The sequence below is a fragment of the Gordonia ajococcus genome, assembly GCF_012974285.1.
In the GTDB taxonomy this organism is placed as follows: Bacteria; Actinomycetota; Actinomycetes; order Mycobacteriales; family Mycobacteriaceae; genus Gordonia; species Gordonia amicalis.
Map to the genome: position 1 here is coordinate 598,058 of NZ_CP052884.1, position 23,238 is coordinate 621,295.

The 23,238-nt window shown below is 67.3% G+C and carries 22 protein-coding genes; 11 read left to right on the forward strand and 11 right to left on the reverse strand.

Translation table 11 applies throughout. The features are described from left to right. Nucleotides 1-6 precede the first annotated feature (6 nt). The 7 genes from GAA2_RS02700 to GAA2_RS02730 all read left to right on the forward strand — a co-directional run bounded on the left by GAA2_RS02700 (nucleotide 7) and on the right by GAA2_RS02730 (nucleotide 5,452). Nucleotides 7-825: a tyrosine-protein phosphatase gene (locus GAA2_RS02700; protein WP_182154842.1), complete on the forward strand. Its 819-nt coding sequence runs from the start codon at nucleotides 7-9 to the stop codon at nucleotides 823-825. Nucleotides 826-895: 70 nt separating this feature from the next. Continuing rightward, nucleotides 896-1,504, forward strand: coding sequence for a TetR/AcrR family transcriptional regulator (locus GAA2_RS02705; RefSeq protein WP_182154840.1), 609 nt, complete (start codon nucleotides 896-898; stop codon nucleotides 1,502-1,504). A 160-nt stretch (nucleotides 1,505-1,664) separates the two neighbouring features. Further along, nucleotides 1,665-2,342 (forward strand): DUF4166 domain-containing protein, encoded by a 678-nt coding sequence (locus tag GAA2_RS02710; protein WP_182154838.1) that lies wholly within the window; start codon nucleotides 1,665-1,667, stop codon nucleotides 2,340-2,342. Between the two features lie 106 nt (nucleotides 2,343-2,448). Next, a complete protein-coding gene (locus GAA2_RS02715) occupies nucleotides 2,449-2,889 on the forward strand; it encodes an SRPBCC family protein (protein ID WP_006436836.1) in 441 nt (146 codons plus the stop codon). A gap of 134 nt (nucleotides 2,890-3,023) precedes the next feature. Continuing rightward, entirely contained in the window at nucleotides 3,024-3,542 is a 519-nt protein-coding gene (locus GAA2_RS02720; RefSeq protein ID WP_006436835.1) for a DUF6764 family protein, read from the forward strand. Nucleotides 3,543-3,643: 101 nt separating this feature from the next. Continuing rightward, entirely contained in the window at nucleotides 3,644-4,594 is a 951-nt protein-coding gene (ppk2, locus tag GAA2_RS02725; RefSeq protein WP_024500235.1) for a polyphosphate kinase 2, read from the forward strand. A gap of 63 nt (nucleotides 4,595-4,657) precedes the next feature. Beyond that, complete coding sequence (locus GAA2_RS02730; protein ID WP_191834968.1) at nucleotides 4,658-5,452, forward strand: hypothetical protein; 795 nt, start codon at nucleotides 4,658-4,660, stop codon at nucleotides 5,450-5,452. 78 nt (nucleotides 5,453-5,530) lie between these two features. On the opposite strand, the gene GAA2_RS02735 is transcribed toward GAA2_RS02730, so the two are convergent. The 4 genes from GAA2_RS02735 to GAA2_RS02750 form a co-directional block, all read right to left on the reverse strand. Further along, nucleotides 5,531-7,207, reverse strand: a complete 1,677-nt coding sequence (locus GAA2_RS02735; protein WP_096272986.1) for a thiamine pyrophosphate-binding protein — start codon at nucleotides 7,205-7,207, stop codon at nucleotides 5,531-5,533. 5 nt (nucleotides 7,208-7,212) lie between these two features. Then, nucleotides 7,213-7,992: a cyclase family protein gene (locus GAA2_RS02740; protein WP_191834706.1), complete on the reverse strand. Its 780-nt coding sequence runs from the start codon at nucleotides 7,990-7,992 to the stop codon at nucleotides 7,213-7,215. After that, nucleotides 7,989-8,732 (reverse strand): tellurium resistance protein, encoded by a 744-nt coding sequence (locus GAA2_RS02745; protein WP_191834707.1) that lies wholly within the window; start codon nucleotides 8,730-8,732, stop codon nucleotides 7,989-7,991. Before GAA2_RS02745 ends, GAA2_RS02740 begins: the two co-directional genes overlap by 4 nt. A 264-nt stretch (nucleotides 8,733-8,996) precedes the next feature. After that, nucleotides 8,997-11,048 (reverse strand): prolyl oligopeptidase family serine peptidase, encoded by a 2,052-nt coding sequence (locus tag GAA2_RS02750; RefSeq protein ID WP_096272990.1) that lies wholly within the window; start codon nucleotides 11,046-11,048, stop codon nucleotides 8,997-8,999. A 262-nt stretch (nucleotides 11,049-11,310) separates the two neighbouring features. Between GAA2_RS02750 and GAA2_RS02755 the strand changes: the two genes are divergently transcribed. After that, the gene (locus GAA2_RS02755) at nucleotides 11,311-12,903 is read left to right on the forward strand and encodes a serine hydrolase (protein ID WP_191834969.1); all 1,593 of its coding nucleotides are present in this window, start codon (nucleotides 11,311-11,313) and stop codon (nucleotides 12,901-12,903) included. A gap of 75 nt (nucleotides 12,904-12,978) precedes the next feature. Here GAA2_RS02755 and GAA2_RS02760 read toward each other — a convergent pair whose 3' ends face one another. Both GAA2_RS02760 and GAA2_RS02765 read right to left on the reverse strand, forming a co-directional pair. After that, on the reverse strand, nucleotides 12,979-14,247 hold the full coding sequence (locus tag GAA2_RS02760) for an NADH:flavin oxidoreductase (RefSeq protein ID WP_096272994.1): 1,269 nt from the start codon (nucleotides 14,245-14,247) through the stop codon (nucleotides 12,979-12,981). Nucleotides 14,248-14,327: 80 nt separating this feature from the next. Next, nucleotides 14,328-14,921 (reverse strand): TetR/AcrR family transcriptional regulator, encoded by a 594-nt coding sequence (locus tag GAA2_RS02765; protein ID WP_096272996.1) that lies wholly within the window; start codon nucleotides 14,919-14,921, stop codon nucleotides 14,328-14,330. Nucleotides 14,922-15,041: 120 nt separating this feature from the next. On the opposite strand from GAA2_RS02765, the gene lpdA reads away from it, so the two are divergent. After that, a complete protein-coding gene (gene lpdA, locus GAA2_RS02770) occupies nucleotides 15,042-16,427 on the forward strand; it encodes a dihydrolipoyl dehydrogenase (RefSeq protein WP_006436825.1) in 1,386 nt (461 codons plus the stop codon). Between the two features lie 149 nt (nucleotides 16,428-16,576). Here lpdA and GAA2_RS02775 read toward each other — a convergent pair whose 3' ends face one another. Next, nucleotides 16,577-17,653, reverse strand: coding sequence for a linear amide C-N hydrolase (locus tag GAA2_RS02775; protein WP_096272998.1), 1,077 nt, complete (start codon nucleotides 17,651-17,653; stop codon nucleotides 16,577-16,579). A 486-nt stretch (nucleotides 17,654-18,139) separates the two neighbouring features. On the opposite strand from GAA2_RS02775, the gene GAA2_RS02780 reads away from it, so the two are divergent. Both GAA2_RS02780 and GAA2_RS02785 read left to right on the forward strand, forming a co-directional pair. Beyond that, a complete protein-coding gene (locus GAA2_RS02780; protein ID WP_096273000.1) occupies nucleotides 18,140-19,378 on the forward strand; it encodes a metal-dependent hydrolase family protein in 1,239 nt (412 codons plus the stop codon). A gap of 219 nt (nucleotides 19,379-19,597) precedes the next feature. After that, a complete protein-coding gene (locus GAA2_RS02785) occupies nucleotides 19,598-20,482 on the forward strand; it encodes a DNA-3-methyladenine glycosylase family protein (protein WP_040004800.1) in 885 nt (294 codons plus the stop codon). On the opposite strand, the gene GAA2_RS02790 is transcribed toward GAA2_RS02785, so the two are convergent. From GAA2_RS02790 to GAA2_RS02805, 4 genes are all read right to left on the reverse strand, one after another. Further along, nucleotides 20,400-21,278, reverse strand: coding sequence for an ABC transporter permease (locus GAA2_RS02790; RefSeq protein WP_096273002.1), 879 nt, complete (start codon nucleotides 21,276-21,278; stop codon nucleotides 20,400-20,402). The genes GAA2_RS02785 and GAA2_RS02790 overlap by 83 nt on opposite strands. Beyond that, nucleotides 21,275-21,994, reverse strand: coding sequence for an ATP-binding cassette domain-containing protein (locus GAA2_RS02795; RefSeq protein ID WP_096273004.1), 720 nt, complete (start codon nucleotides 21,992-21,994; stop codon nucleotides 21,275-21,277). The genes GAA2_RS02790 and GAA2_RS02795 overlap by 4 nt, the downstream gene beginning before the upstream one ends. Nucleotides 21,995-21,999: 5 nt before the next feature. Next, entirely contained in the window at nucleotides 22,000-22,479 is a 480-nt protein-coding gene (locus tag GAA2_RS02800; RefSeq protein ID WP_006436818.1) for a hypothetical protein, read from the reverse strand. Nucleotides 22,480-22,579: 100 nt separating this feature from the next. After that, nucleotides 22,580-23,230: a helix-turn-helix transcriptional regulator gene (locus tag GAA2_RS02805; RefSeq protein ID WP_096273006.1), complete on the reverse strand. Its 651-nt coding sequence runs from the start codon at nucleotides 23,228-23,230 to the stop codon at nucleotides 22,580-22,582. Between the last annotated feature and the right edge of the window lie 8 nt (nucleotides 23,231-23,238).

Consider the following 23,238-nt stretch of genomic DNA (forward strand, 5'->3'; position numbering starts at 1 on the left):
GCCACGATGAGTCGCGTGACGACACCCGGTGCACCGAGCCCGATCGGCAGCCTCCCGAATCTGCGTGACCTGGGCGGCTGGCGGACCGGCGACGGGCGAGTGGTGCGCTCCGGGACGCTGTTCCGGTCGACGGACTTCTCCTCACTCGCCGACTCCGACCTCGCCGCGCTCGCGGGCCTCGGGCTCCGGACCGTGTACGACCTCCGGTCGGTGCATGAGCGGGAGGCCATCCCGGACCCGGCACTGCCCGGCGCCACCGGGATCGGCCTCGATGTGCTCGCCGATGCCCAGATGTCGATTCCGGCCAACATCGGTGCCGTGCTCGCCGATCCGGTGGCGGTCGCCCAGGCCGGTCAGATGCTGGCCGGCGGCAAGGCGCGCGAGATGATCTCCGGTACCTACCGCGAGATGATCACCCTGCCCAGTGCCATCGAGGCCTATTCGGAGTTCTACCGCGGACTGCTCGGCGACGCGCCCAGTCCGATCCTCTTCCACTGCACGACCGGCAAGGATCGCACCGGCTGGGCCGCAGCCGCGTTCCTGACGCTCGTCGGGGTGGGCGAAGAGGACGTCTATCGTGACTACCTGCTGACCAACGAGCGGCTCATCCCGGCGCTGAAGCACATCTTCGACGGCTTCGCGGCAGCAGGCGGCGACCCGCAGCTCCTGGTGGGCGTACTCGGCGTCGATGCGGGATATCTGGATGCCGCGTTCGACGAGGTGCACAGCAGGTTCGGCGGTATCGAAGGGTACTTCGTCGAGGCGCTCGGGATCGGTCCGGGCGAGCAGGAGAAGATCCGCGAGCGGTTCCTCGTCGAAAGCTGACCGGGCACTCTGGCGTGCCGAGCTATGTATAGTTGCATAGACCACTCGGGCCCAGATGAAGGAGCAGGTCATGGCGCCGCATTCCGCCGAATCCGTCATCTCCGGATCGGATGCGCGCGGTCCGCGTGAACGGATGATCGTCCATGCCGCGGACCTGATCGGACGTGATGGTGTCGCCGCGACCTCGATCGGCGACGTGATCACCGCGAGCGCGGCGCCCCGCGGGTCCATCTACCATCACTTTCCCGGTGGCAAGACACAACTCATGACCGAGGCCGTCCGCTACGCAGGCGATTTCATCGCCGAACGACTCGCGCGCCGGGCGACGCTCACACCGGCCGAGACGGTCCGCGAGATCGGCGACGTCTGGCGGCGGATGCTGGTCAACACCGATTATCAGTTCGGCTGCCCGGTCATCGCGGGCGGTCTGGCGCGACGCGGTGAACCCGAGGTCGCCGATGCCGCGGCCGAGATCCTCCGCCGCTGGGCCGATCTCATCACCGCCCGGCTCGTCGTCGACGGCGTGGACAGCGAACGCGCCGACTCGCTGGCCAATCTCGTCGTCGCCGCCATCGAGGGTGCCGTCGCGCTCTGCCAGACTCAGCGCAGCGTCGAGCCGCTCGACCGCGTCATCACCGAACTGGCCGCTCTCTGCGACGCCGCGGTCTATCGGCAGTGACGCCGGCCGGCGCCGCCTGAGGCTTCGAACCCGCAGGACCTGGTCCTGGTCATCTGTTCACCGTTGGTTTGGGAAGGGCTCCGTAGTAGGTTCACGGTGGCGCTACCGCGGTGGTATACGCCGTGAGAACGACGCTGGGCCGAGTTCGGGAGGAGATACGATGACGCCGGTCTTCCGGCACGAGCTGGGCTCGGACTTCGACCGCCTCCATCCCAACGTCGCATGGCGTTACGGCATCGATTCCACCTCCGGTGTCGCGCAGATCTGTCACGGGATGTACGAGTCGGTGTACGTGTCCTCGGCGCTCCCCCCGCCGGCTCTCTGGCACTACGCCAAACGGAATGCGCTGCCGTCCAAGACCAGCCGGATGGTTCCGTTCACCCAGGCCTACTACTGCTACACCGACGAGCTGGAGCGGGAATCCCTGGCTGTACTGCGGACCTTCCAGTACACGACCGGTCCGCGCAAGCTCAACTCGCTGCTCGTCGCGGGACGCACCGGGCTCGTCGACTACTTCGGCGACGGACCCGAGTTCCTGTATCCGATCGAGCCCTCGGTGACCCCGGGCGGCGAAATGCTTCTCGAGAGCGGACCGATGCGCTGGCTGGGACGCGGGCCGAAGGTGGGTATGCGCGGACTGTTCACCGCGCAGATGAAGTACATCGAGGGCTGGGACGAGAAGCGCGAACGCTTTCGCTGCGACATGACGGTCCGCAACCCCGTCATCGGCGAGATCATGCATTTCCGCGGTTGGTTCACCGCCGTGGACCAGGCGTGCACGCTCCGCGACATCCCCGACGAGGCGTGGCCGGTGAACCTGGTCGACCGCGAGAGCTGAGTCTCCGCCGCCGGCCGGACCGTGTTTTGGTCAACCGACCAGGATCGGGGCCCGTCGGCCGACGGTTCGTTGTGTGGCCGTGACCGTCGGGCGGTAGGTTCACCCCATGGCTGTCTCCGCGAACATCGAATTCCACGTCGCCGCCCCGGTCTCGGTGGTGATGGAAGTGCTCATGGACATCGAGTCCCTCCCCGATTGGTCGGGCCCGCACAAGGAGGCCGAGGTCCTCGACGAGCACGACGACGGCAAACCGAGGACCGTGCGCATGGTGGTCACCGCCGCCGGGATCTCCGACGAGCAGACGTGCACCTACGAGTGGACCGAGACGACCTGCGAATGGCACCTGGTCAAGTCGAATCAGCTCAGTGAACAGCACGGCAAGTACACCGTCACCGAAACCGACACCGGCGCGCACGTGCACTTCGACCTGGGCGTGGATCTCAAGATCAAACTTCCGGGACTGATCGTCAAACGAGCACAGAAGATGGCCGTCGACACCGCACGTAAGGGGCTCTCCGCCGAAGTCGAGAAGCGCGCCGCCGGCTGAACGATCAGGGTCGTGCCCCGGGGGTCGTCATCCGGACGATGTCGCTCCGACGATCCCCTCGGGTGGTCCGCACCGGCCCCGGGTACCCTGGGATCGTCATCTGCCCAGCCGTCGCGTCATGGAGGCCAAATCCTTTGAATATCAACAAATTTGCTGTGCGGGCACTGGTCCTTCTCGCCGGCGGAGCCGGTTGTGTCGCATTCGCCGGATTGTCCGGTGAAGGTGTCGCGTCGGCTGTTACGTGCTCGGCGTCCAACGGGACTCAGATCGAACGGGTCGTGGGTGCCAGCGGATGTGGCGCCAAGGCCGGGTTGGGCAGCCGCGCGATCGCCGAGGACCGCAGCGGCAACGGCACCGCCATCTCCGTGTCGGACAACGGCGGCAACGCATCGTCCTACAACCTGCAGCCCGGGTCGTCGGCGCTCGCGGGTGCCAACTCGCGCGGCGTGGCGTATTCGGTGACCACCGGCCCCAAGGCGTTGTCCATCGCGCAGGCGCGACGCGGCGGCACCACGGTGGCGGTCGGCGGGTGGGGCGGGCAGGCCTACGCCGGACCCGACGGGGCGCAGTGCAGCGGCGGTTTCGCGGCGGGCTTCGACTCGATCACCGGAAAGGCTTGCCTGCATTCGGGTTCCATCGATCTGCGGAACTGACCGGGTGAGCGGCCCACTGATCTGAGACGAAAACACCCGACGCGGCGCGTCGTTCACCGGCGCGTCGGGTGTTGTCCGCCCAGGCGTCCTATCGTGGGATCGTGACCGATCTCCACGACGCAGACCCCCACATCGGTCCGGACTTCAGTGTCCTGAACGGCCGGGAGGCACTTCAGCAGCTCGTCGACCTGCACGACGTCACGCAGTTCACGGTCAACGACGACGATGACGACGACCCGGTCCTGCTGACGCTGCCCCACCGCAACGTCGTCGACACCTGGCGCCAGGACTATCCGTACTCCGAGCGCATGAGCCGGCGCGAGTACGAGGTCACCAAACGTCGTCTGCAGATCGAACTGCTCAAACTGCAGAAGTGGTCCAAGCAGACCGGGCAGCGGCACCTGCTGGTCTTCGAGGGCCGCGACGCCGCCGGCAAGGGTGGCACCATCAAACGCTTCAACGAACACCTCAACCCGCGCGGTGCGCGCGTGGTCGCGCTGGAGAAGCCCAGCGAGCGCGAGGCGACCGAGTGGTACTTCCAGCGTTACGTCCAGCATCTGCCCGCCGGCGGCGAGATGGTCTTCTTCGATCGCTCCTGGTACAACCGCGCCGGTGTCGAACGGGTGATGGGTTTTTGCAGCCCGCCGCAGTACACCCAGTTCATGTCGCAGGTCCCGGCCTTCGAGAAGATGCTCGTCGACGACGGCATCAACCTGGTGAAGTTCTGGTTCTCGGTGACCCCGCTCGAGCAGCGCACGCGGTTCGCCATCCGCCAGATCGACCCGGTTCGGCAGTGGAAGCTCTCGCCGATGGACCTCGCGTCGTTGGACAAGTGGGATGCCTACACCGAGGCCAAGGAGGCGATGTTCGCCGCCACCGACACCGACCACGCGCCGTGGACGGTGGTGAAGTCCAACGACAAGAAGCGGGCACGCATCAACGCGATGCGGCACGTGCTCAGCCTGTTCGAGTACGACGGCAAGAACCGCGAGTTCGTCGGCCGGCCCGACCCACTGATCGTCGGACGTGCCGCCGACGTCGTGGGGGAGTAGCCGTCGGGCGCAGGAGTGGGGGATCGGTAGCCTCGTGGGGTGCGTAGCTTTCTCAGTGCCCTGATGACGCTCGTCGCGATGGCTGCGACCGTGCTCGCGGTCCCCGCTCTCTGGCTCGATCTGCGCATCGTCGACCAGGACGGATTCGTCTCCACCGTGGCGCCGATGGCCGAGGACCAGAAGGTGAAGGACTACCTCGCCGACGAGATAGCCGCCCAGGCCACGGCCCGGACCGATCTCCCGATCGCGGGTGCACTGGTGCGTCCACTGGCCGGCAGATACACCGACAGCGAGCAGTTCCGGCTCGACTTCGCCGACGTCGTCGGTCAGCAGCACGCCTGGCTGTTCACCGAACCCGCCCCGGGCGAGGACACCTCCGTCATGCAGCTCGACATCACCGCGATGATCAACCGGGCGCTCAACCTGACCGGTACCCCGAACGAGATCTCGGGACCGGTCGTCGTCGAATTGACCAATGGTGCATCGGGTCTCGAGGCCGGTAGATATGCCGAGGTGGGGAAGCAGATCACCTTCCTCGCCCGGGTGGCGGCAGCGGTGGCGGTCATCGCCGGGCTCATCGCTCTGTTGCTGGCCAGACGGCGCAGCACCGTGTTCGCCTGGCTCGGCCTCGGGGCCGTCGCGGCCGGGGTCGCCAGCTGGGCCATCGGAATGTTCTTCGCCGACCGCGCCAAGCATGAGGTCTCCGGTGCCGAATCGTCGGGTCGGCAGGTCGCGGAACTGATCATCGACGGCGCCTACTCCGACCTCACCCACGTCGCGCTCATCGTCGGCGGTGTGGGGGTTGCGATGTTCGTCGTCGGACTCCTGGGCCGGGTGATCTTCGCCGGCCGGCGCTGAGCGAGTCGCTCCCTGAGGTGCGAGCGAAGCGATCGTCCAGCGCTCCCTGAGGTGCGAGCGAAGCGAGCCACGAAGGGCTCAGTGCCCGGCGAACGCCTCGGCGAGCCACCAGGATCCGCCGTCATTCGTGATCTTGGCGTCGATGACCAGCGGACCGGACGGTTCGGGTGATTCGAGTGATGCGACCCAGCGTCGTACGTCGTCGAGGTCGTCGAACCCGGTGACCGTCACGCCGGTGGCGCCATGGCCGCGGGCGATGGCGGCGATGTCGACCTCGGGAAACGTCACCGTGGTCATGTCGGCGTCGCCGAAGTGGTGTACTTCGGCGCCGTAGGCGGAGTCGTTGTAGACGATCACCACGAGTGGGAGTGCCAGGCGCACAGCGGTTTCCAGTTCGGAGATCGCCATCAGGAAGCCGCCGTCGCCGGTTCCGAGAACCGGGAGCCGACCGGGCTGGGCGATCGCCGCGCCGATCGCGGTGCCCAACCCGAGGCCGATCGACTGGAATGCCTGGGTGAAGCAGAAGCCGAACTCGTCGGGAACCGAGAGGTGCGTCGACGGGTAGCCCATGAAGTTGCCCGAATCGATCGAGAGAATCCGATCGATGGGCAGGATCTCGTCCACCGCGATGGTCAGGGAGCGCGGGTCGATCCGTCCCTCGACGGGTTCGGCGGTGACCGGTACGTCCTGCCACCGCGCGGACCTGGCGATCCGCCCGGCGACCTCGGGGGTGCGGTATCCGCTGTGCGTCAGCGGATCACCGGAAAGGGCGACGAGCACATCGGCAGCCGTGGCGGCACAATCTCCCACCACGCCGATGTCGACGGGACGGTGCGCACCGATCGCCTCGACCTCGACGTCGACCTGGGCCACGACGGTCTGATCGCCGATGAGGCGGCCGTGACGCATCGTCCACATGTTGAGCGCGCAACCCCACCCGACGATGAGGTCGGCGTCGGAGATGAGTTCGGCGACCGTCGGCGACGAGAAACCGCCGGAGATGCCCAGCGCGAACGGATTTCCGGCGAAGAGCCCGTTGGCGACGGCTGAGGTCGCGAGCAGCGCGCCGCCGGCCTCGGCGAGCGCGGTGATCTGCGGTCCGGCCTCGCGGCCGCCCCGACCCGCGACGAAGACCGGTCGACGGGACGCGCGGATGGCCGCGGCGAGGGTCTCGACCGACGTGGTGTCGGGCCGGACCCGCGGCGTCGCAACCGATGCGACGACCGGCCCGGTGATCTCGGCAGGAGCCGCGGCCACGTCGATCGCGACGTTCAGGACGACGGTCCGGCGCTGGGTCACCGCGGTGCGGTAGGCGCGGGTCACGTCGGCGACCACCGTGTCCGGTCCGTGGACGCGGTCGCTGACCGCGCCGACGCTCGTCGCCAGTGCGTCCTGGTCGATCCGGAAGTTCGACCGCAGCGCAGCCGCCGGGGCGTCGGCGGTCAGGACGATCATCGGGGTGCGACTCTTGGCCGCCTCGCCGATGCCGGTGACCGCGTTCGTCAGTCCGCAGCCCTGGTGCACGGTCAGCACACCCACCCGGCCCGACATACGCGAGTAGGCGTCGGCCATGGATGCCGCACCGCCTTCGTGACGAGCCGCGGTGAACCCGACCCCACCGGCGCGCAACGCATTCGTCATCACGAAGTTGCCGCTGCCGACGACCCCGAAGGCGTGACCGACGCCCAGGTCGGCGAGAACCCGGCCCACGACGTCGGCGACCGTGGGGCCGTACGTTGCTGCAGTGCCGGTCACACCGATCAGCTCTCGACGATCGCCAGGACCCGCGACGGGCTACCGGTACCACCGACGATCGGGAGCGGGCTGACGACGATCACGGCGCCGGTCGCCGGCAGCGAACCGAGGTTGCGGAGCGAGGTCAGGCCGTACTTGTCGTTGCCGAGGAAGTGGTAGTGGACGGGGAAGGCCGGATCGAAACCACCCGCGAGACCGGCGTCGACGCCGACGGTCTCGACGCCGAGCCCGGCGATCTGCCGCTGCGTGGCCAGCCACTGCGCGCACTCGACCGAGACGCCGGGGGTGTGCGAGCCGGTCTCGTCGACGTTGAGGAACTCGGCCTCCGATCCGCCGCGCGACTCCCAACCGGTGCGCAGCAGGAGCCAGGCGCCCGGCAGCAGCTCGCCGTGATCGGCCTCCCACGCCTCGACGTCGGTGACCTCGAGCAGGTAGTCGGGGTTGTCGGCGACCTGGGCGGTCAAGTCGAGGACCGCGGCCGGCCCGATCAGCCGCTGCACCGGGATCTGGGAGACGTCGTCACCGTCGCGACCACTGATCCAGTGGATCGGCGCGTCGAGGTGGGTGCCGATGTGCTCCCCGGTGTGGATGTTGTTGTGCCGCCAGTACGGTCCGGGTTCGTTGTAGGCGCTGACCTCTTCGAGACTGAAGTCGATCAGGTTCACGAACGGGGCCGGCAACCGCAGGGCCGGAGTCGAACTCGACAGCGGGGTGGTCAGGTCGATCACCTGCAGGGATCCGTCGGCGAGGCCGGTGAGGAAACCAGAGAGTGCGGTGGCGCTCACTTGCGGGCGCCCCGCCAGTTCATACCCCAGCCGTATGCCTCGTCGATCTTGTCCTGAGCACCGCGGATGTAACGCACCTCGCGGTTGATCACCAGTTCGCCGCCGCGGTTCTCGAGCAGCGCGATCGCGCAGGAGATCGCGGACTGGTCGGCCTCGTCGAGACGGACCTCGATCTCCGGGCCACTGGCCGGGGAGAACGTGACGACGCCGTTGGCGCTCGCCCAGTTGGGGGTGCCCTCGTAGATGTAGGCGAAGATCAGGATTCGACGGATCCGGTTGGTGGCGGAGAGGTCGATGTACATGTTCTCGCCGCCGGCGCCGCGCCGGTCGTCACCGTCCAGGCGGATGATCGGTTGTCCGTCGCGGGGTGCCTGGAATGAGTTGCCGAGGGCCTGGACGATTCCCTTGCTTCCGTCGGTGAACTCCCACAGGCAGGCGAGGTCGAGGTCGATGCCCTTGGCCTTGCGGAACAGGCCGCCGCCGGAGGAGTTCGCGGTCCAGCTGAGGTTGACGCGGACCTGACCGGTGGTCGCGCCCTGCTTGCTCAGGGAGATACTCGGCGCCGACTTGGTCAGGGTGATCTTGGAGAGCGACACCGGCTGGGCGGGCGGCTGCTGACCATAGGCGGGGGTCGGAGCCGGTGCCTGCTGGCCGTAGCCCGGTGCGGGCGGAGTCGATGGGGGCTGCGCAGGCGGTTGCGGCGGTTGGGCTTTCGGGCGCTTGGTGTAGTCGATCCCCATCTCGTTCCTCATCTCGTCGTGCTGACATCGTCGTCGGTGCCGGCGATCTGCTGCCCAGGGTAGTGGAGAGTCGACGGCGTCAGCAGCCGCGTGCAGGAGCCTGGGCCCGGGCGCTCCGGCCGAATGTCGAGGCGATGACCAGCGTGCCCTCCGCTGTCCGGCCGTCCGGCGTCGGTGCGGACGGGTGTGGTGTGCCTCCCGGCGTCGGTGAGAGAGTTCTGGAACGAACCGGCGGGTGGTCGTGCGCTTGTCGCACCTCATGCATCAGGACTCGGGAGCCAGCTTCCGCCACAGGAACTCGAAGGCGAGTGCGGTCTTGAATGCGGCCTGCTTGTTGTCCGCGGCACCGCCGTGACCGCCCTCGATGTTCTCGTAGTACATCACCTCGTGGCCCGTCTCCTCCAGCCGCGCAACCAGTTTGCGGGCGTGGCCGGGATGGACGCGGTCGTCCCGGGTGGACGTCGTCACGAGGATCGGCGGGTACGAGGCATCCGCATCGATGTTCTGATAAGGCGAGAACGGCTGCATGAACTCCCACTGCTCGGGATCGTCGGGGTCGCCGTACTCGGCAACCCATGACGCGCCTGCGAGCAACAGGTGGTAGCGCTTCATGTCGATCAGCGGGACCTGGCACACCAACGCGCCGAAGAGCTCCGGGTAGCGGGTGAGCATGACGCCCATGAGGAGTCCACCGTTGGAACCCCCCTGTGCGCCGAGCTGTTCCGGGGTGGTGAGTCCGCTGTCGACGAGAGCCCCGGCGACGGCGGCGAAATCCTCGTACACCAGGTGGCGTCCGGCCTTCTGGGCCTGCGTGTGCCACGAGGGTCCGTACTCGCCGCCGCCGCGGATGTTCGCGATCACGTAGGTGCCACCGCGTTCGATCCAGTTCTTGCCGGAGATCGACAGGTAGTTCGGGGTGAGCGAGTTCTCGAAACCGCCGTAGCCGTACAGCAAGGTGGGGCCGGTGGTCACGTCCCGGCGGCGGATCACGAAGTAAGGGATCTGGGTCCCGTCCTCCGATGTCGCGAAATACTGTTCGGCGATCACCGATTCGGAGTCGAAGAACGTCGGGCTGCGCTTGATGACCCGAGGACTGGTGCCGTCGCTGTGCAGCAGACTCGGCGGATCGGTGAACGAGGCCGCCATCCAGAACACCTCGTCGCTCTCGTCGGGATCGGTGTCGAGAACCGACACGGTGGCGAGGTCCGGGAGGCCCGGGAAGTCGACGACCTCCCAGCTGCCGAGCTCGCGCACCTCGACCCGGGTGTGCACATCGTGCAACGTCACGATGATGAGATGTGAACGCGTGTAGGCATAGTCGACGAGGCTCGTGTGCGCGTCCGGGATGAACAGCACCGCGGCCTCGCGGCCGCCGGCACGGTAGTCGTCGTAGTCGAACGCGAGCAGGGTGCCCGGCGCGTGGGTCGTACCGGCGACCTCCCATTCCGACCTCGTCATCACCAGCAGCCAGTTCATCCGCACCCCGGCGTGAGCGTCGGTCGGGACGTCGACCAGTTCCGGTTCGCCGTCGCGCAGTTCGAACAACAGGGAGTTGAAGAAGTCCGTCGAACGCGAGACGAAGTGCCGCTCGAACCCGGGAGTGTCGTCGTAGGTCGCGTGCACCGACACGTCGCTCTTCTCGCCGGCGAAGACCGTGATGGCGTCCTCGAGCGGCGCACCCCGCGACCAGCGCTTGGCCACGCGGGGATAGCCGGAGTCGGTCAGCGAGCCCACACCGTCCGGCTGTTCCCCGAAATCTGTTCCCACGTAGACGGTGTCGCGGTCGATCCAGCGCACATTCGACTTGTTCTCCGGCAACGTGAAGCCATCGGTGATCCACTGCCGCGACGGGATGTCGAACTCGCGGATCACGCTGGCGTCGGCACCACCCCGGGACAGCGACACCAGCGCGCGCTCGTACTCGGGCCGGAGCACCGTCGCGCCCGACCACACCCAGTTCTCGTCCTCGGTGCGAGCGAGTTCGTCGATGTCGAGAATGATCTCCCATTCGGGCGCGTCGGTCACGTAGGACTCCAGCGTCGTCCGTCGCCAGAGCCCGCGAGGATTCGCCGCATCGCGCCAGAAGTTGTAGAGGAACTCGCCGCGACGCCGGACGAACGGGATGCGGTCGTCCGTGTCGAGGATCGCCAGGGCCGACGCCTCCATGTCGCGGAAGCGGTTCGACGACGAGAGCGTCTCTACGGTGGGTTCGTTGTGGGAGCGCACCCACGTCAACGCCTCGTCGCCGGTGACGTCCTCGAGCCAGAGGTAGGGATCGTCGATGCTGGTGGAGATGGCGTCGGCCTGCTCGGTCATGGCGTCAAACTTACGCGGGCCGGGTGCCGGTCGCGGGTGTTGCGGGGCCCGCCCGCGGTACGTCTGTGCCTCGCTCGGCCGAAATCGTGCCGATGAACTGGGGAATCGCGACCTGGCGACGCACCACGCGGTATCTTCTCTGCGCGAGGATGAGGAGATCCGCATGCCCACTTTCGATTCGGCCCCCGTCCGGCGCCATGGCCGTGTTCGCGGCCGCTTCTCAGGCAGTTTCCCGCGACGACATGCTCCCCGATGGGGGCGGGTGCCGTTGGCGGTCTGTTCGGCGCTCTCGGTGGTGGCCCTCGTCGCCGCGTGTGACAGCGGGTCCTCCGGTACCGGCTCCCCGCCGACCGAACCGTCGGGGTCGTCGGCGTTGGTGAACCCGAACGCCGTCGTCGCGAGGCCGTTGCCGGCCGACGCGGTGGACAAGGCCGTCGGGCAGCTCGACGGGCTCGTCGAGTCGCTGATGTCGTCGACCGGATTGCCGGGTCTGGCGGTGGCGGTGGTGTCGGGCGGTGAGACCAAGTATGCGAAGGGATTCGGGGTCAAGGACGTGACCACGGGGCAGAAGGTCGATCCCGACACCGTCTTTCAGCTCGCGTCGGTGTCCAAATCCGTCGGGTCGACGGTGGTCGGCGCGGCGGTCACCGACAAGACCGTGGCCTGGGACATGCCCATCGTCGACGGGCTGCCCTGGTTCGCGCTCTCCGATCCGTACGTCACCCGCACGGTGACCGTCGGGGACATGTACTCGCACCGATCCGGACTGCCGGACCACGCCGGCGACAAACTCGAGGACGTGGGTTATTCGCGGACCGAGGTTCTCCAGCGGCTCCGCTTCATGCCTCTCGACCCGTTCCGGATCAGCTACGCCTACACCAACTTCGGTGTGACCACCGGCGGTGAGGCGGTTGCCGCGAAGGCGGGCAAGGACTGGCCGACGCTGTCGCAGGATCTCATCTACGGACCACTGGGCATGACCAGCACCAGTTCCCGCTACGCGGATTTCGAGAAGCGGACCGACCGTGCCGTCGGGCACATCAAGATCGACGGCAAGTGGGCCAAGACCACCATCCCTCGTGACCCGGACGCCCAGACACCGGCCGGTGGGGTCAGCTCGACGGTCAACGACATGGCCACCTGGCTGAAGATGGTTCTGGCGCAGGGCAAGCACGACGGCGCGGAGATCGTCGCCCCGGACGCACTGCTGCCCGCGGTGTCGCCGCAGGTCGTGTCGAGTCCGCCGGCGAACCCGGACACGCGTGCCGGCTTCTACGGCTACGGCTTCAACGTGGGCGTGACGGCCGACGCCCGCACCCAGTTCAGCCACGCCGGCGCGTTCGCGTCCGGTGCAGGCACCGTGTTCGCGATGCTGCCATCTGCGGACACGGCGATCGTCGTGCTGTCCAACGCCGCACCCATCGGCGCGGTGGACGCGCTGGCCGCCGAGTTCATGGACCTCGTGCAGTTCGGCGAGATCCGCAGCGACTGGCGCGAGCTCTATGCCAAGGTCTATGCGCCCCTCAGCGTGCCGAACGGCGAGCTCGTCGGAAAGCAGCGTCCGGCGAATACCACGCCGTCACAGCCGATGCCGACGTTCGTGGGCACCTACGCGAACGCTGTGTACGGACCGGCCGAGGTCGTCGAACGGGACGGCAAGCTGTTCCTCGAAATGGGTCCGGGCGGCGTCCGCAAGCACGAACTCGCCCATTGGGACCGCAACACCTTCACCTTCACCCTGCACGACGAGAACGCCGAGATCGGCACGATCTCGCAGGTGACCTTCGACGGTCCGAAGATGACGGTCGAGTACTACGACGACGAGGAGAGCGACGGGGTCTTCCTGCGGAGGTGAGACGGGTTCGACCGTGCAACAGCTGTCGCGGATCGGTTCGACCGGCGACACGATCTGCGACAGCTGCCGTGAGCGTCAACTCGTCGGCGATGCGGTGGCGAGCGGGTCGGGAACCTCGCCCGTGCGGATCGGGCACCGCGTGTGCGAGTAGATCGTCGGCATGCAGAGGTTGCAGTGGATGCACCGCGACTTCGTCGACGGGTCCGCGGCGATCCGCAGCGGCAGATCGGGTTCTCGCAGGACCGCGCGGCCCATCGCCATGAACTCGAAGCCCTCGGCCATCGCCATGTCCATCGACGCCCGGTCGGTGATGCCGCCGAGCAGGATCATGGGCAGGTCGACCGCCTTGCGCAGCTCGCGGGCGAGCGGCAGCAGATAGCCGTCGTGGTATTGGTAGCGCTTGAGGAAGACCGGTGCGAAAGTCTTGAGCCCGTATTTCATTGCGCCGGAGAAGGCGTCGGCGAACTCCTTGCGCGGGGCGTCCCCGTGGAACAGGTACATCGGGTTGAGCAGCGAGCTGCCCGCGGTGGGTTCGATGGCGTCGAGATGGCCGTCGGACTCCAGCAGCTGCGCCACCTGACATGCCTCGTCGACGTTGAAGCTGCTCAGCTTGGCGCGCCCCTTCGCCCGTGCCTCCGGAGACCGCTCGATGTCGGGCTTGCCCACGCCGTCGTAGGTGTTGAGCTTCACCCAGATCGCGGCCTCGTTCCCGACCTCCTCACGCACGCTCTCGACGACCTCGCGGGCGATGCGTGCGCGGTTGACCAGGCTCCCGCCGTAGCCGTCGCGACGATGGTTGAGCAGGGGAGACAGGAAGCTGGAGATGAGATAGTTGTGCCCGCAGTGGATCTCGAGCCCGTCGAAGCCGGAGTCGACGGCGATGCGGGCGGCCCGCCGGAACTTGATCCGCAACTCGGCGATGTCCTCGACAGATGCCTTGTGGGTCAACGACATCCCCATCGGTGCGGGGATGCGGCCCGGACCCCACGCCTTCGCGCGGTTGGACACCGAGTTGGCCACCGCGCCGGCATGGCCGAGCTGGGCGGCGGCGAGTGCGCCCTCGGAGTGGATGGCGTCGGTCAGCTTGCGCAGACCGGGCATCGCCTCGGGACGCATCCAGATCTGGTGACGGTCGGTGCGACCTTCCGGCGAGACGGCGCAGTAGGCGACGGTGCTCATCGAGACACCGCCGGCCGCGACCTCGCGGTGGAACTCGATCAGTTCGTCGGTGACGAGGGCGTCGGGCGTCATGCCCTCGAAGGTGGCGCATTTGATCAGTCGGTTCCGCAGGGTGAGCGGGCCGAGCTGCGCTGGGCTGAACGGTCCGGCGTCGGGGCTGTCCACGTCGGTTCCTCTCAATCGGTGTCGGTTTGGGTGGGCTGGCTTTCTGCTCCCTGAGGAAGCCCGGAGCTTGCGGAGGGCTGTCACGAAGGGGGCGCCGACAGCCCCGCGGTGACGAACTCCGCGAGGGCGGCGACGGCTTTGGCGTCGAGCGGCTCGGTGCTGCCGAAGCGCAGGAGGATCAGCTGGAAGGCGAGTGCCCAGCGTCGGCGTGCCGCGCCGGCGGGCAGTCCGGGGATGGCGTCCAGCAGGATGTCGGCGAACGGATCGAGGCCGAACCACCGGGCGGTCCAGCCGACCGTCGGGTGGTTGAGGACGAACCGTGACAGCAGCCGCAGGTGCAGGTGACCGGTCGGATCGCCTTGGAGCTCGACGAACGGTGCGAGCAGCACGTCGACGACGTGACGCACCGAGTCGGTCTCGGGATCGATCGACGCCAGGGCGTCGGCCCAGCACGGCGCCAGCCGGGATTCGAGCAGGGCGATCGTCAGGTCGTCCTTGGTTCCGAAGTGGTAGTGCACGGCCGCCGGGTTGGCGTCGGCGGCGGCGCAGATCGCGCGGACGGACACCTTGTCGTAGCCGTCGGCCAGGAAGAGCCGTTCGGCGACGGCGAGCAGGGTCTCGCGGGTACCGGCCGATCCGGCCCCGGGTGCCGCCGCATCGGTGGTCTGGGTCACAGTGGGATGAAACCACAGATCAAACAGCGTTTCAAACAGTGATTGAACCCGTCGCGGTGTTACCGGCGAGTAGTGGGGACGGACTGCGACGGACCATCGACGGGACGTAGGGTGGCAGGCGTGGCTGAACACTTTCAAACAGTTGTATTGGGTGCAGGTCCAGGTGGGTACGTAGCCGCGATCCGGGCGGCTCAGCTGGGCATGAAAACCGCCGTCATCGAGGAGAAGTACTGGGGCGGTGTGTGTCTCAACGTCGGATGTATCCCGTCCAAGGCGTTGCTCCGTAATGCCGAACTCGCGCACATCTTCAATCACCAGGCCAAGACCTTCGGCATGAGTGGCGACGTGTCCTTCGACTTCGGCGCGGCGTTCGACCGCAGCCGCAAGGTCTCGGACGGCATCGTCAAAGGCGTCCACTACCTGATGAAGAAGAACAAGATCACCGAGATCGACGGTTATGGCGTGTTCACCGATGCCAAGACCATCAAGGTCGGCGATCGGGAGATCACCTTCGACAACGTCATCATCGACACCGGCTCGACCGTGAAGCTGCTTCCGGGCGTCGAACTGTCGGAGAACGTGGTCACCTACGAGACCCAGATCCTCACCCGTGAGCTGCCCGAGTCCATCGTCATCGTCGGCGCGGGTGCGATCGGCATGGAGTTCGGCTACGTGCTCGCCAACTACGGTGTCGACGTCACCATCGTCGAGTTCCTCGACCGCGTCCTGCCCAACGAGGACGCCGACTCGTCGAAGGCCGTCGCCAAGGAATACAAGAAGCTCGGCGTCAAGCTGCTGACCTCCACCAAGGTGCAGTCGGTCACCGACAACGGCGACAGCGTCACCGTCACCTACAAGGACGCGAAGGACAAGGACGGCGAGCTGACCGTCGACAAGGTCCTCATGTCCGTCGGCTTCGCCCCGCGCGTCGAGGGTTTCGGTCTGGAGAAGACCGGCGTCGAGCTCACCGACCGCGGCGCCATCGCGATCGACGACTACATGCGCACCAACGTCGACGGCATCTATGCCATCGGTGACGTCACCGCCAAGCTGCAGCTCGCCCACGTCGCCGAGGCGCAGGGCGTCGTCGCCGCCGAGACCATCGCCGGTGCCGAGACGATGACCCTGGGTGACTACCGTTTCCTCCCGCGAGCCACCTTCTGCCAGCCGCAGGTCGCCTCCTTCGGACTCACCGAGGCGCAGGCCGAGGACGAGGGGTACAACGTGAAGGCCACCACGTTCCCGTTCACCGCCAACGGAAAGGCACAGGGGCTCGGCGAGACCACCGGCTTCGCGAAGCTGGTCACCAACGCCGACACCGACGAACTTCTCGGCGGACACCTGGTGGGCGACGGCGTTTCCGAACTTCTCCCCGAGCTGACGCTGGCCCACAAGTGGGATCTCACCGCCAAGGAGCTCGCACGCAACGTGCACACGCATCCGACGATGTCAGAGGCGCTGCAGGAGACGTTCCACGGCGCGATCGGGCACATGATCAATCTGTGAGCCGCGCGTCGGGTTGGTCGGCCACGGCGCGATCGGGCACATGATCTACCACTGGCCACCGACAACGGCTGCTGCCGGTCCCATCCCGAAAGGGGCGGGCCGGCAGCAGCCGTTGTGGTCTGTGCTGTGGGCGAGGATCGGGCGGGTGACTATTCCCCGGTCCGAGCCCCGCTGTTCTGGGTCTCGCTGTTCTGCGTCTCCGCGGCCTTCTCGAGCTCCTCGAGGATCTGCAACGACAGGAAGGTCATCGGCCCGTCGTCCTCGAACTTGTCACTGACGTTGCCGGCGAGTCCGCCCTCGACTGCCAGGCGGCCGCACAGGTCGAGCTTGAGTTGCGGCGAACCCTCGCTGAAGTCCAGATCGGCGAGGTCGACCCACACGATGTTCGGGCGGGTGGTCGATTCGTAGACGAAACGCTTGTTCGTCAGATCCGTGACCGTCTGCCAGATGGTCTGCGACGCATCCGGTTTGCCCGGGTCCGGGATGCGGAAGGGTTGCGCGGCGTTACGGATGACGCTGAAGATCGCGGCGATGGCCTCGAGCTGGGTGTCCGGCTGGGCGAGACGTTCGACGTAGTACGACGCGCCGGCGAATCGATCGGCGGCGAGGGTGGAACCCGGCAGGGGTTTGTCGCCGCCGAGTCCACGGATCTCCTTGACCAGCTCGAGCTGCTTGTCGAAGGTCGGTGAATTGGTCATCACGCGGTAGGAGGGATCGTGGTAGACCTTCGGATGGCCGTCGATGTACTCGATGATCGCCGAGTCGCCGGTGGCGTCGTCGAGCGCCAGGTGGATGGTGGGCGGGGTGCCGCCGGTCGGGTCGTCCATCTGCACCACCTGGACGTCGGTTTCCTCCACCCACGCGACGGCGTCGGCGACCGTGGCGAAGTTGTCGAGGAAGTACTGCAACCAGATGGCCTGGCTGAGCGCGGTGCGCGACCCGTCGTAGGTGCCATAGGTGGATTCGGCCACCCAGAGCACATGTCCCGCCAGACCGGCTTCGTTGAGCCCATCGACCGAGATGATATCGACCGAGATGATGTCGAAGGCCGCCGCGATCACACTGCCGTACTTCGACGTCCAGGTCAGCTCACCCTCGACGCCGTCGTCGCGCTTCACGCCGCGTGGTTGCTTCCACAGGTTGGTCATCAGATCCTTGTGGAAATCCATGTTCCGGCCGACCAGCACCGAACCGTTGGCGTCGGGCCAGATCACTCGTGTGCACATGCGTTGTCACTGCCTAACTCATCGCGATGGGGATCGGTCTCCGCACAGACGGAGTCCGTCGCCGGTGAGCATACTCATGAGGATCTCGAATGTTCTGCCGCACAGTGAAGTCGGCGCATTCTTGACGCTGGGTCGGCAGGCGCCGGCACCCCGGCGCGGACTGTTCCGGTCCGCCCGGGAAGGGATCGCGCACCGGCGGCGACCGGGCTTCCCCGATCACCCGATTGCAGCCGACTCGAGGGCGGCAATTTCGTGACACAACAAGCGGTTCGGGCGGCAAATTTGAGCAGGTGCGGATTGCTCTGACACCGATTGCGGAACGCCTGGACAGATCGGTACGGGACACAGAAGCGGATGACGTGGGAGTTCGCCGCGATTCCGGCGTCCACCATCGAATTCGCACGTTCCAAAAGGTCCGCGCAGGCCTCTCCGGGATCGAATTGCGAATGCCCGGGAAGATCGGAATTCACGGTATAACCAAACGTTATGAGCACAACCATCCTGCACAATGCTCGTCTGATCGACGGGACCGGAGCCGACCCGATCGCCGACGCGGTTGTCGTGATCGACGACGGCAAGATCACCTACGCCGGTGCGGCTGCTGGTGCCCCGCAGATCGACGAGTCGGCGAAGCCGGTGAAGGTGGATGTCGGGGGCAACACCGTCACTCCCGGATTCTTCGACTGCCATGTGCATCTCTCGCTGCCGGGCACCAAGGGCTCACCGATCTCCGCAGCGATGGTCCCGCCGTCGTACCGCTACTTCGAGCTCATCGACCGCCTCAAGACCACGATCGGCGCCGGTGTCACCACCGTGCGTGACCTCATGGGCGTCGACGTCGGCGTTCGGGACGCGGTCGCCCACGGTCTCGTCGCCGGTCCGCGACTCCTGGTCGCCGACAAGATGCTCAGCCAGACCGGTGGCCACGCCGACTTCCACATCGCGTCCGGCCTCGACGGCACCGGCCTGATCGGCGGTCTCCTCGTGGACACCGTCGACGAGGCGCGCCGCGAGGTCCGCAAGCTGTTGCGCAGCGGTGTCGACGTCGTCAAGGTCGCCTCCAGCGGCGGTGTCTCCTCTCCCAGCGACGACCCGGACTGGCTGGGTGCCCGCACCGAGATCGTCGCCGCCCTCGTCGAAGAGGCCCACAACTACGGCGGTCGCAAGGTCGCGGCTCACGCCATCGGACTCGCCGGGATCCAGGCCGCCGTCCAGGGTGGCGCGCATTCGATCGAACACGGCTACGCCCTCACCGACGAACTGCGCGCCGAGATGGTCGAGCGCGGTCAGTACCTGGTGCCCACCCTCATCGAGACCCTCAAGCCCGACACCGCGACCCCGCAGGCGGTCGCCAAATCCGAGAAGTGGCACAACCTGGCACACGAGTCCATCGCGGCGTCGATCGAGGCCGGCATCAAGGTCGCCGTGGGCACCGACGCCGGTCTGGTCCCCGACCACGGGGCGACCCTCGGCGAGCTCGGCTGCCTGGTGAAGTTCGGTGGCATGACCCCGATGCAGGCCATCGTCGCCGGCACCCGCACCTCCGCCGAGCTCTGCGACGTCGCCGACACCCTCGGCACCCTGGAGCCGGGCAAGCTCGCCGACGTGGTCGTCGTCAAGGGCGATCCGCTCGCCGCCATCGATTCGCTGGCCGACCACGACAACATCCTCCTGGTCCTCAAGGAGGGCAAGACCGCCTCCAACCGCGGCGGATACGCACTCTGATCGATCGCGGGGAGTGAACTCGTGGAAGCGCTGAATCGCTTCCTGTGACGCATCGACGAGAGCCGGTGACCAGTTCGGTCACCGGCTCTCGTCGTATCCCGGCACTCTTTTCACGGCCGGCGGTTCGGAATGGCCGATGAATTCTTCGCACACATATCCCGTCCTTTTCCGGAATTCGGCGAGAAACGGACCTAGGAAGTGCGGACTACGCTCGGAGCGGTGAGTGTCGTCGAACGTGTCCGCGAGTGGGAGTTGCCGTGGCCGCTCGACGTTCGGGGCACTGTCGGTCATCTTCGACGGGGAGCCGGTGACCCCACGTTCGTCTACGGCAGCGACGGGTCGATCTGGCGCGCTGTACAGACCCCCGACGGCCCGGGCACCGAGACCCTGCGAATCGACGGTTCCCGAGTGCTGGGACGTGCATGGGGTCCGGGAGCCGACTGGCTGCTCGAGCAGTTGCCGGACTTCCTCGGTGCCTCCGACGACCCGCAGGCGATGACCGTGCACGACGACGTGGTCGCCGGACTCGTCCGGCGGTCGGTGGGCCTGCGCATCGGCCGGACCGACCGGGTGTGGGAGGCGCTCGTACCGGCGATCCTCGAGCAGAAGGTGGTCGGCGCCGAGGCCTTCCGCGCGTGGCGATATCTGGTGCGCCGCTTCGGCGAACCGGCGCCCGGTCCGGTACCCGACACGATGCGTGTGCCGCCGCCGCGGGCCGCGTGGGCCGACATCCCGTCGTGGGAGTGGCACCGGAGCGGCATCGAACCGGTGCGCATGCGCACGATCCGCGGCGCGACCGTGATGGACGTGGAGCGCCACCACGACCGGCTCCGGCTCCTACGGGGCGTGGGGCGCTGGACCGAGGCGGAGACGCGTGCGCGTGCGGTCGGCGACACCGACGCGGTGTCGGTCGGTGACTATCACATCCCGACACTGGTGGGCATGACCCTCATCGGCGAACCGGTCGACGACGCGGGCATGCTCGAACTGCTGGAACCCTATGCCGGACAACGGCGTCGGATCATCCGGATGGTCGAGCTGCACGGCGTCCGCCGAGAGCGGCGCGGACCGCGGATGACGGTGCGCGACTACCGGTCCTTCTGACCCGGAGCGTCAGCGTGATGCATCCGAGGGTGACGAGGGTCAGCGCGATCGCGCCGCAGTAGAGGAGTCCTCCGGTGGGACCCCACGGCGGCATGAACGCGAGTTCCTGTCCGGTGCCGAAGGTTCCGTTGAGGAAGGGCATGTACTGCTGCAGCGTATAACCGTCGGGCACCAGGCTGATCGCGTTCTCGATGACGTACGCCCAACCTAGCAGTGCCCCAACGGTTCCCGCGGGGTGGCCGATGATCGCGGCGAGTCCGATGCCGATCCCGACCGCGAACACCGCGAAGACCGGCACCGCGATCAGGAAGCGGACCCCCTCCGCCGAACCGATGTCGACCCCGCTGTAGACCTTCGGGAAGAAGGTGGGCAGCATCGCCATGACCAGCGCGACCAGTGCCGCGCTACACAGGGCGGCGCCAGTGCCGTAGGCGATCCACCGGGAGACCAGACCGGTCCAGCGCCGCGGGTAGAGGTGGCGGGCGAGCTCTCCCAGCGCACCGCGCTCCGCGGTCGCCTGGGCGTAGGCGGCGACCACGGCCCAGATCATCACGGTGAAGGTGATGACCCAGTAGACCGAATTGGTCGTGGTGACCGAGGTGACCTGGATGCTGCCCGAGATCGACGCGAACCGTTCGGCGACGGTGGCGACGCCGAAAGTGATGACGAGGGGCAGAAGTACCGCTCCCGGGATCAGCCCGTAGAGCAGAATGCTGCGTGCACCGCCGACACGGGTGAGCTCGGCGCGGGTGCCGCGACGGATCTGGCCCACCACGGCCGCGAGTGTGGTGGTCATGGGGTGACTCCTGCGGATGTCAGGCCGGCCGCCGCGGCGAGGTATGCCTCCTCGAGATCCGCATGCCCACCGATGAATTCGGTCAGCGGCGCATCGGCGGTGACATGACCGGAATCCAGGACGACGACGCGGTCGGCGGTGCGGGCCACCTCGTCGAGGTGGTGAGAGGCGATGAGCAGGCGGCGGCCGTCGTCGGCGAGGTCCCGGAGAAGGCCTCGGAGCCAACGGATGCCGTCGATGTCGAGACCGTTGACCGGCTCGTCGAGGATGAGCGTCCGGGCGTCGCCCAGGAGCGCGGTCGCGATCCCGAGCCGCTGCCGCATGCCCAGGGAGTAGTCGACGACCCGGCGGTCGGCGACGTCGGAGAGTCCGACGAGGTCGAGGACCTCGGCCACCCGGCCGGTCGGGATCCCGCCGGCCCGGGCGAGCCAGGTCAGGTGGCGCCGGGCGGTGTGTCCGGGATGGGCGCCGTCGGTGCCCAGGTGCATACCGATCACCGTCGATGGTGTGGCGAGTTCGGCGAATCGCTTGCCGTCGAAGAGGATTCGTCCCGCAGAGGGCGGGATCACACCGCAGATGGTCCGCAGTAGCGTGGTCTTTCCGGTGCCGTTGCGGCCGAGCAGATAGACGAGCTCACCGTCGTCGACGTGAGTGGTGATCCCATCGAGAACGGCCTGCCCGCCCACTCGGACGGACAGGCCGTTGATGTCGAGCACGCCGATCAGCTGTTGCAGTAGATGTTCAGGCCGACGGTCTTGACGCCCTGGCACAGCGAGCTCGCCGCGAGCTTCCAGTTGCCGTCGAGCTTCTTGAACTCGATCGTCATGCGGATCGTGGGACGGCCGGCCGAGCCGCTGTTGAGCGTGGCGGTGACACTGTTGCCCTTCTGGACCAGGGGGCCGGTCACGTCGTTCCAGCCACGAGGCGCACGGAAGAGGCCGAGTGAGTACACGGTCTTCGGGACGATCACGGCGTTCATGCCGCCCTCGACGTTGGCTGCCTTGGCCTGATCCGACGCCGGCGTCTCGACCAGGAACTCGACGATGTCGTTGAGATCGGCGAGCGTGGGACGGTCGGCGGTGACCTTGAAGTTCGGCGGGAAGGTCTTGGCGGCCGAGGCGCCGCCGGTGGCCGATACGAGCCCGATGACGGCCACGAGCGTCGCGAGCGCGGCGATGGTCATCCTCCGGATGAGCTGCATGACGTGGTTCTCCTGTGTCCGGCGGTGGTCGTTCGCCAACGCCTTTGGAGTAACTTAATCCTCAAAATTGATTGAGGCAAGCCTTACCTATGTACGTGTCTCAGGGGAGGGCTGCGCCGCGTCGCACCGGGGCCAGTCGCAGCACGATCTCGCAGTTGCCGCCGGACGGATCCGGGGCGACGCTGACGGCATACTGCGAACTGAGTGCGGGGGAATTCGCGGCAAGTGCCTGCTCGATGACCCCGCGAGCGATTCCGCGGGCGACCTCGGGGTGCGTGCGGGCGATGTCCTGCAACGGGCACGAGCACAGTCGTAGTTCGTGGGAACCGAAGGCGCTCACCATGTTCGACACCTGGAAGCCCAGTTCGCCGAGGGTTTGGGCGGCGACGGTCACGGGGTCGGGCAGATCGGCGGCAGGCACGGGGTGCGCATGCTGTTCGGCCCAGAGGCGACCGGCCTCGGCGCCGGCGTGCTCGCGAGCCGCCGTCGTGCTGCCGAGCTGTCCGAGGAGATGGCCCAGCAGCGCGCCGGTGGGCGCCTGCCGGACCATCCGATAACCGACGCGGGGACGTCCGACGCCTGCGGTCGGGACCGTCGTGGTCTCGACCCGCCCCTCCTCGACAAGTTTGGCGAGGTGGAAGCGGGCCGTGGTGACATGCAGGTCGAGGCGTGCCGAGATCTCTCCGGCGACCATCGGCGCGGCCGATTCGGTGAGCAGGGCGATGATCTTGTCGCGCTGCTTGGTCGCCATGGGTTCCT

What these genes read in the sequence shown, in the direction of transcription:
- GAA2_RS02805 (WP_096273006.1), bottom strand. Translation starts at nt 23,230, where the DNA reads ATGGCGACCAAGCAGCGCGACAAGATCATCGCCCTGCTCACCGAATCG.
- GAA2_RS02750 (WP_096272990.1), bottom strand. Translation starts at nt 11,048, where the DNA reads ATGACCGAGCAGGCCGACGCCATCTCCACCAGCATCGACGATCCCTAC.
- GAA2_RS02745 (WP_191834707.1), bottom strand. Translation starts at nt 8,732, where the DNA reads ATGGGGATCGACTACACCAAGCGCCCGAAAGCCCAACCGCCGCAACCG.
- GAA2_RS02775 (WP_096272998.1), bottom strand. Translation starts at nt 17,653, where the DNA reads ATGTGCACACGAGTGATCTGGCCCGACGCCAACGGTTCGGTGCTGGTC.
- GAA2_RS02715 (WP_006436836.1), top strand. Translation starts at nt 2,449, where the DNA reads ATGGCTGTCTCCGCGAACATCGAATTCCACGTCGCCGCCCCGGTCTCG.
- GAA2_RS02730 (WP_191834968.1), top strand. Translation starts at nt 4,658, where the DNA reads ATGACGCTCGTCGCGATGGCTGCGACCGTGCTCGCGGTCCCCGCTCTC.
- GAA2_RS02710 (WP_182154838.1), top strand. Translation starts at nt 1,665, where the DNA reads ATGACGCCGGTCTTCCGGCACGAGCTGGGCTCGGACTTCGACCGCCTC.
- GAA2_RS02705 (WP_182154840.1), top strand. Translation starts at nt 896, where the DNA reads ATGGCGCCGCATTCCGCCGAATCCGTCATCTCCGGATCGGATGCGCGC.
- GAA2_RS02800 (WP_006436818.1), bottom strand. Translation starts at nt 22,479, where the DNA reads ATGCAGCTCATCCGGAGGATGACCATCGCCGCGCTCGCGACGCTCGTG.
- GAA2_RS02790 (WP_096273002.1), bottom strand. Translation starts at nt 21,278, where the DNA reads ATGACCACCACACTCGCGGCCGTGGTGGGCCAGATCCGTCGCGGCACC.
- GAA2_RS02700 (WP_182154842.1), top strand. Translation starts at nt 7, where the DNA reads ATGAGTCGCGTGACGACACCCGGTGCACCGAGCCCGATCGGCAGCCTC.
- GAA2_RS02780 (WP_096273000.1), top strand. Translation starts at nt 18,140, where the DNA reads ATGAGCACAACCATCCTGCACAATGCTCGTCTGATCGACGGGACCGGA.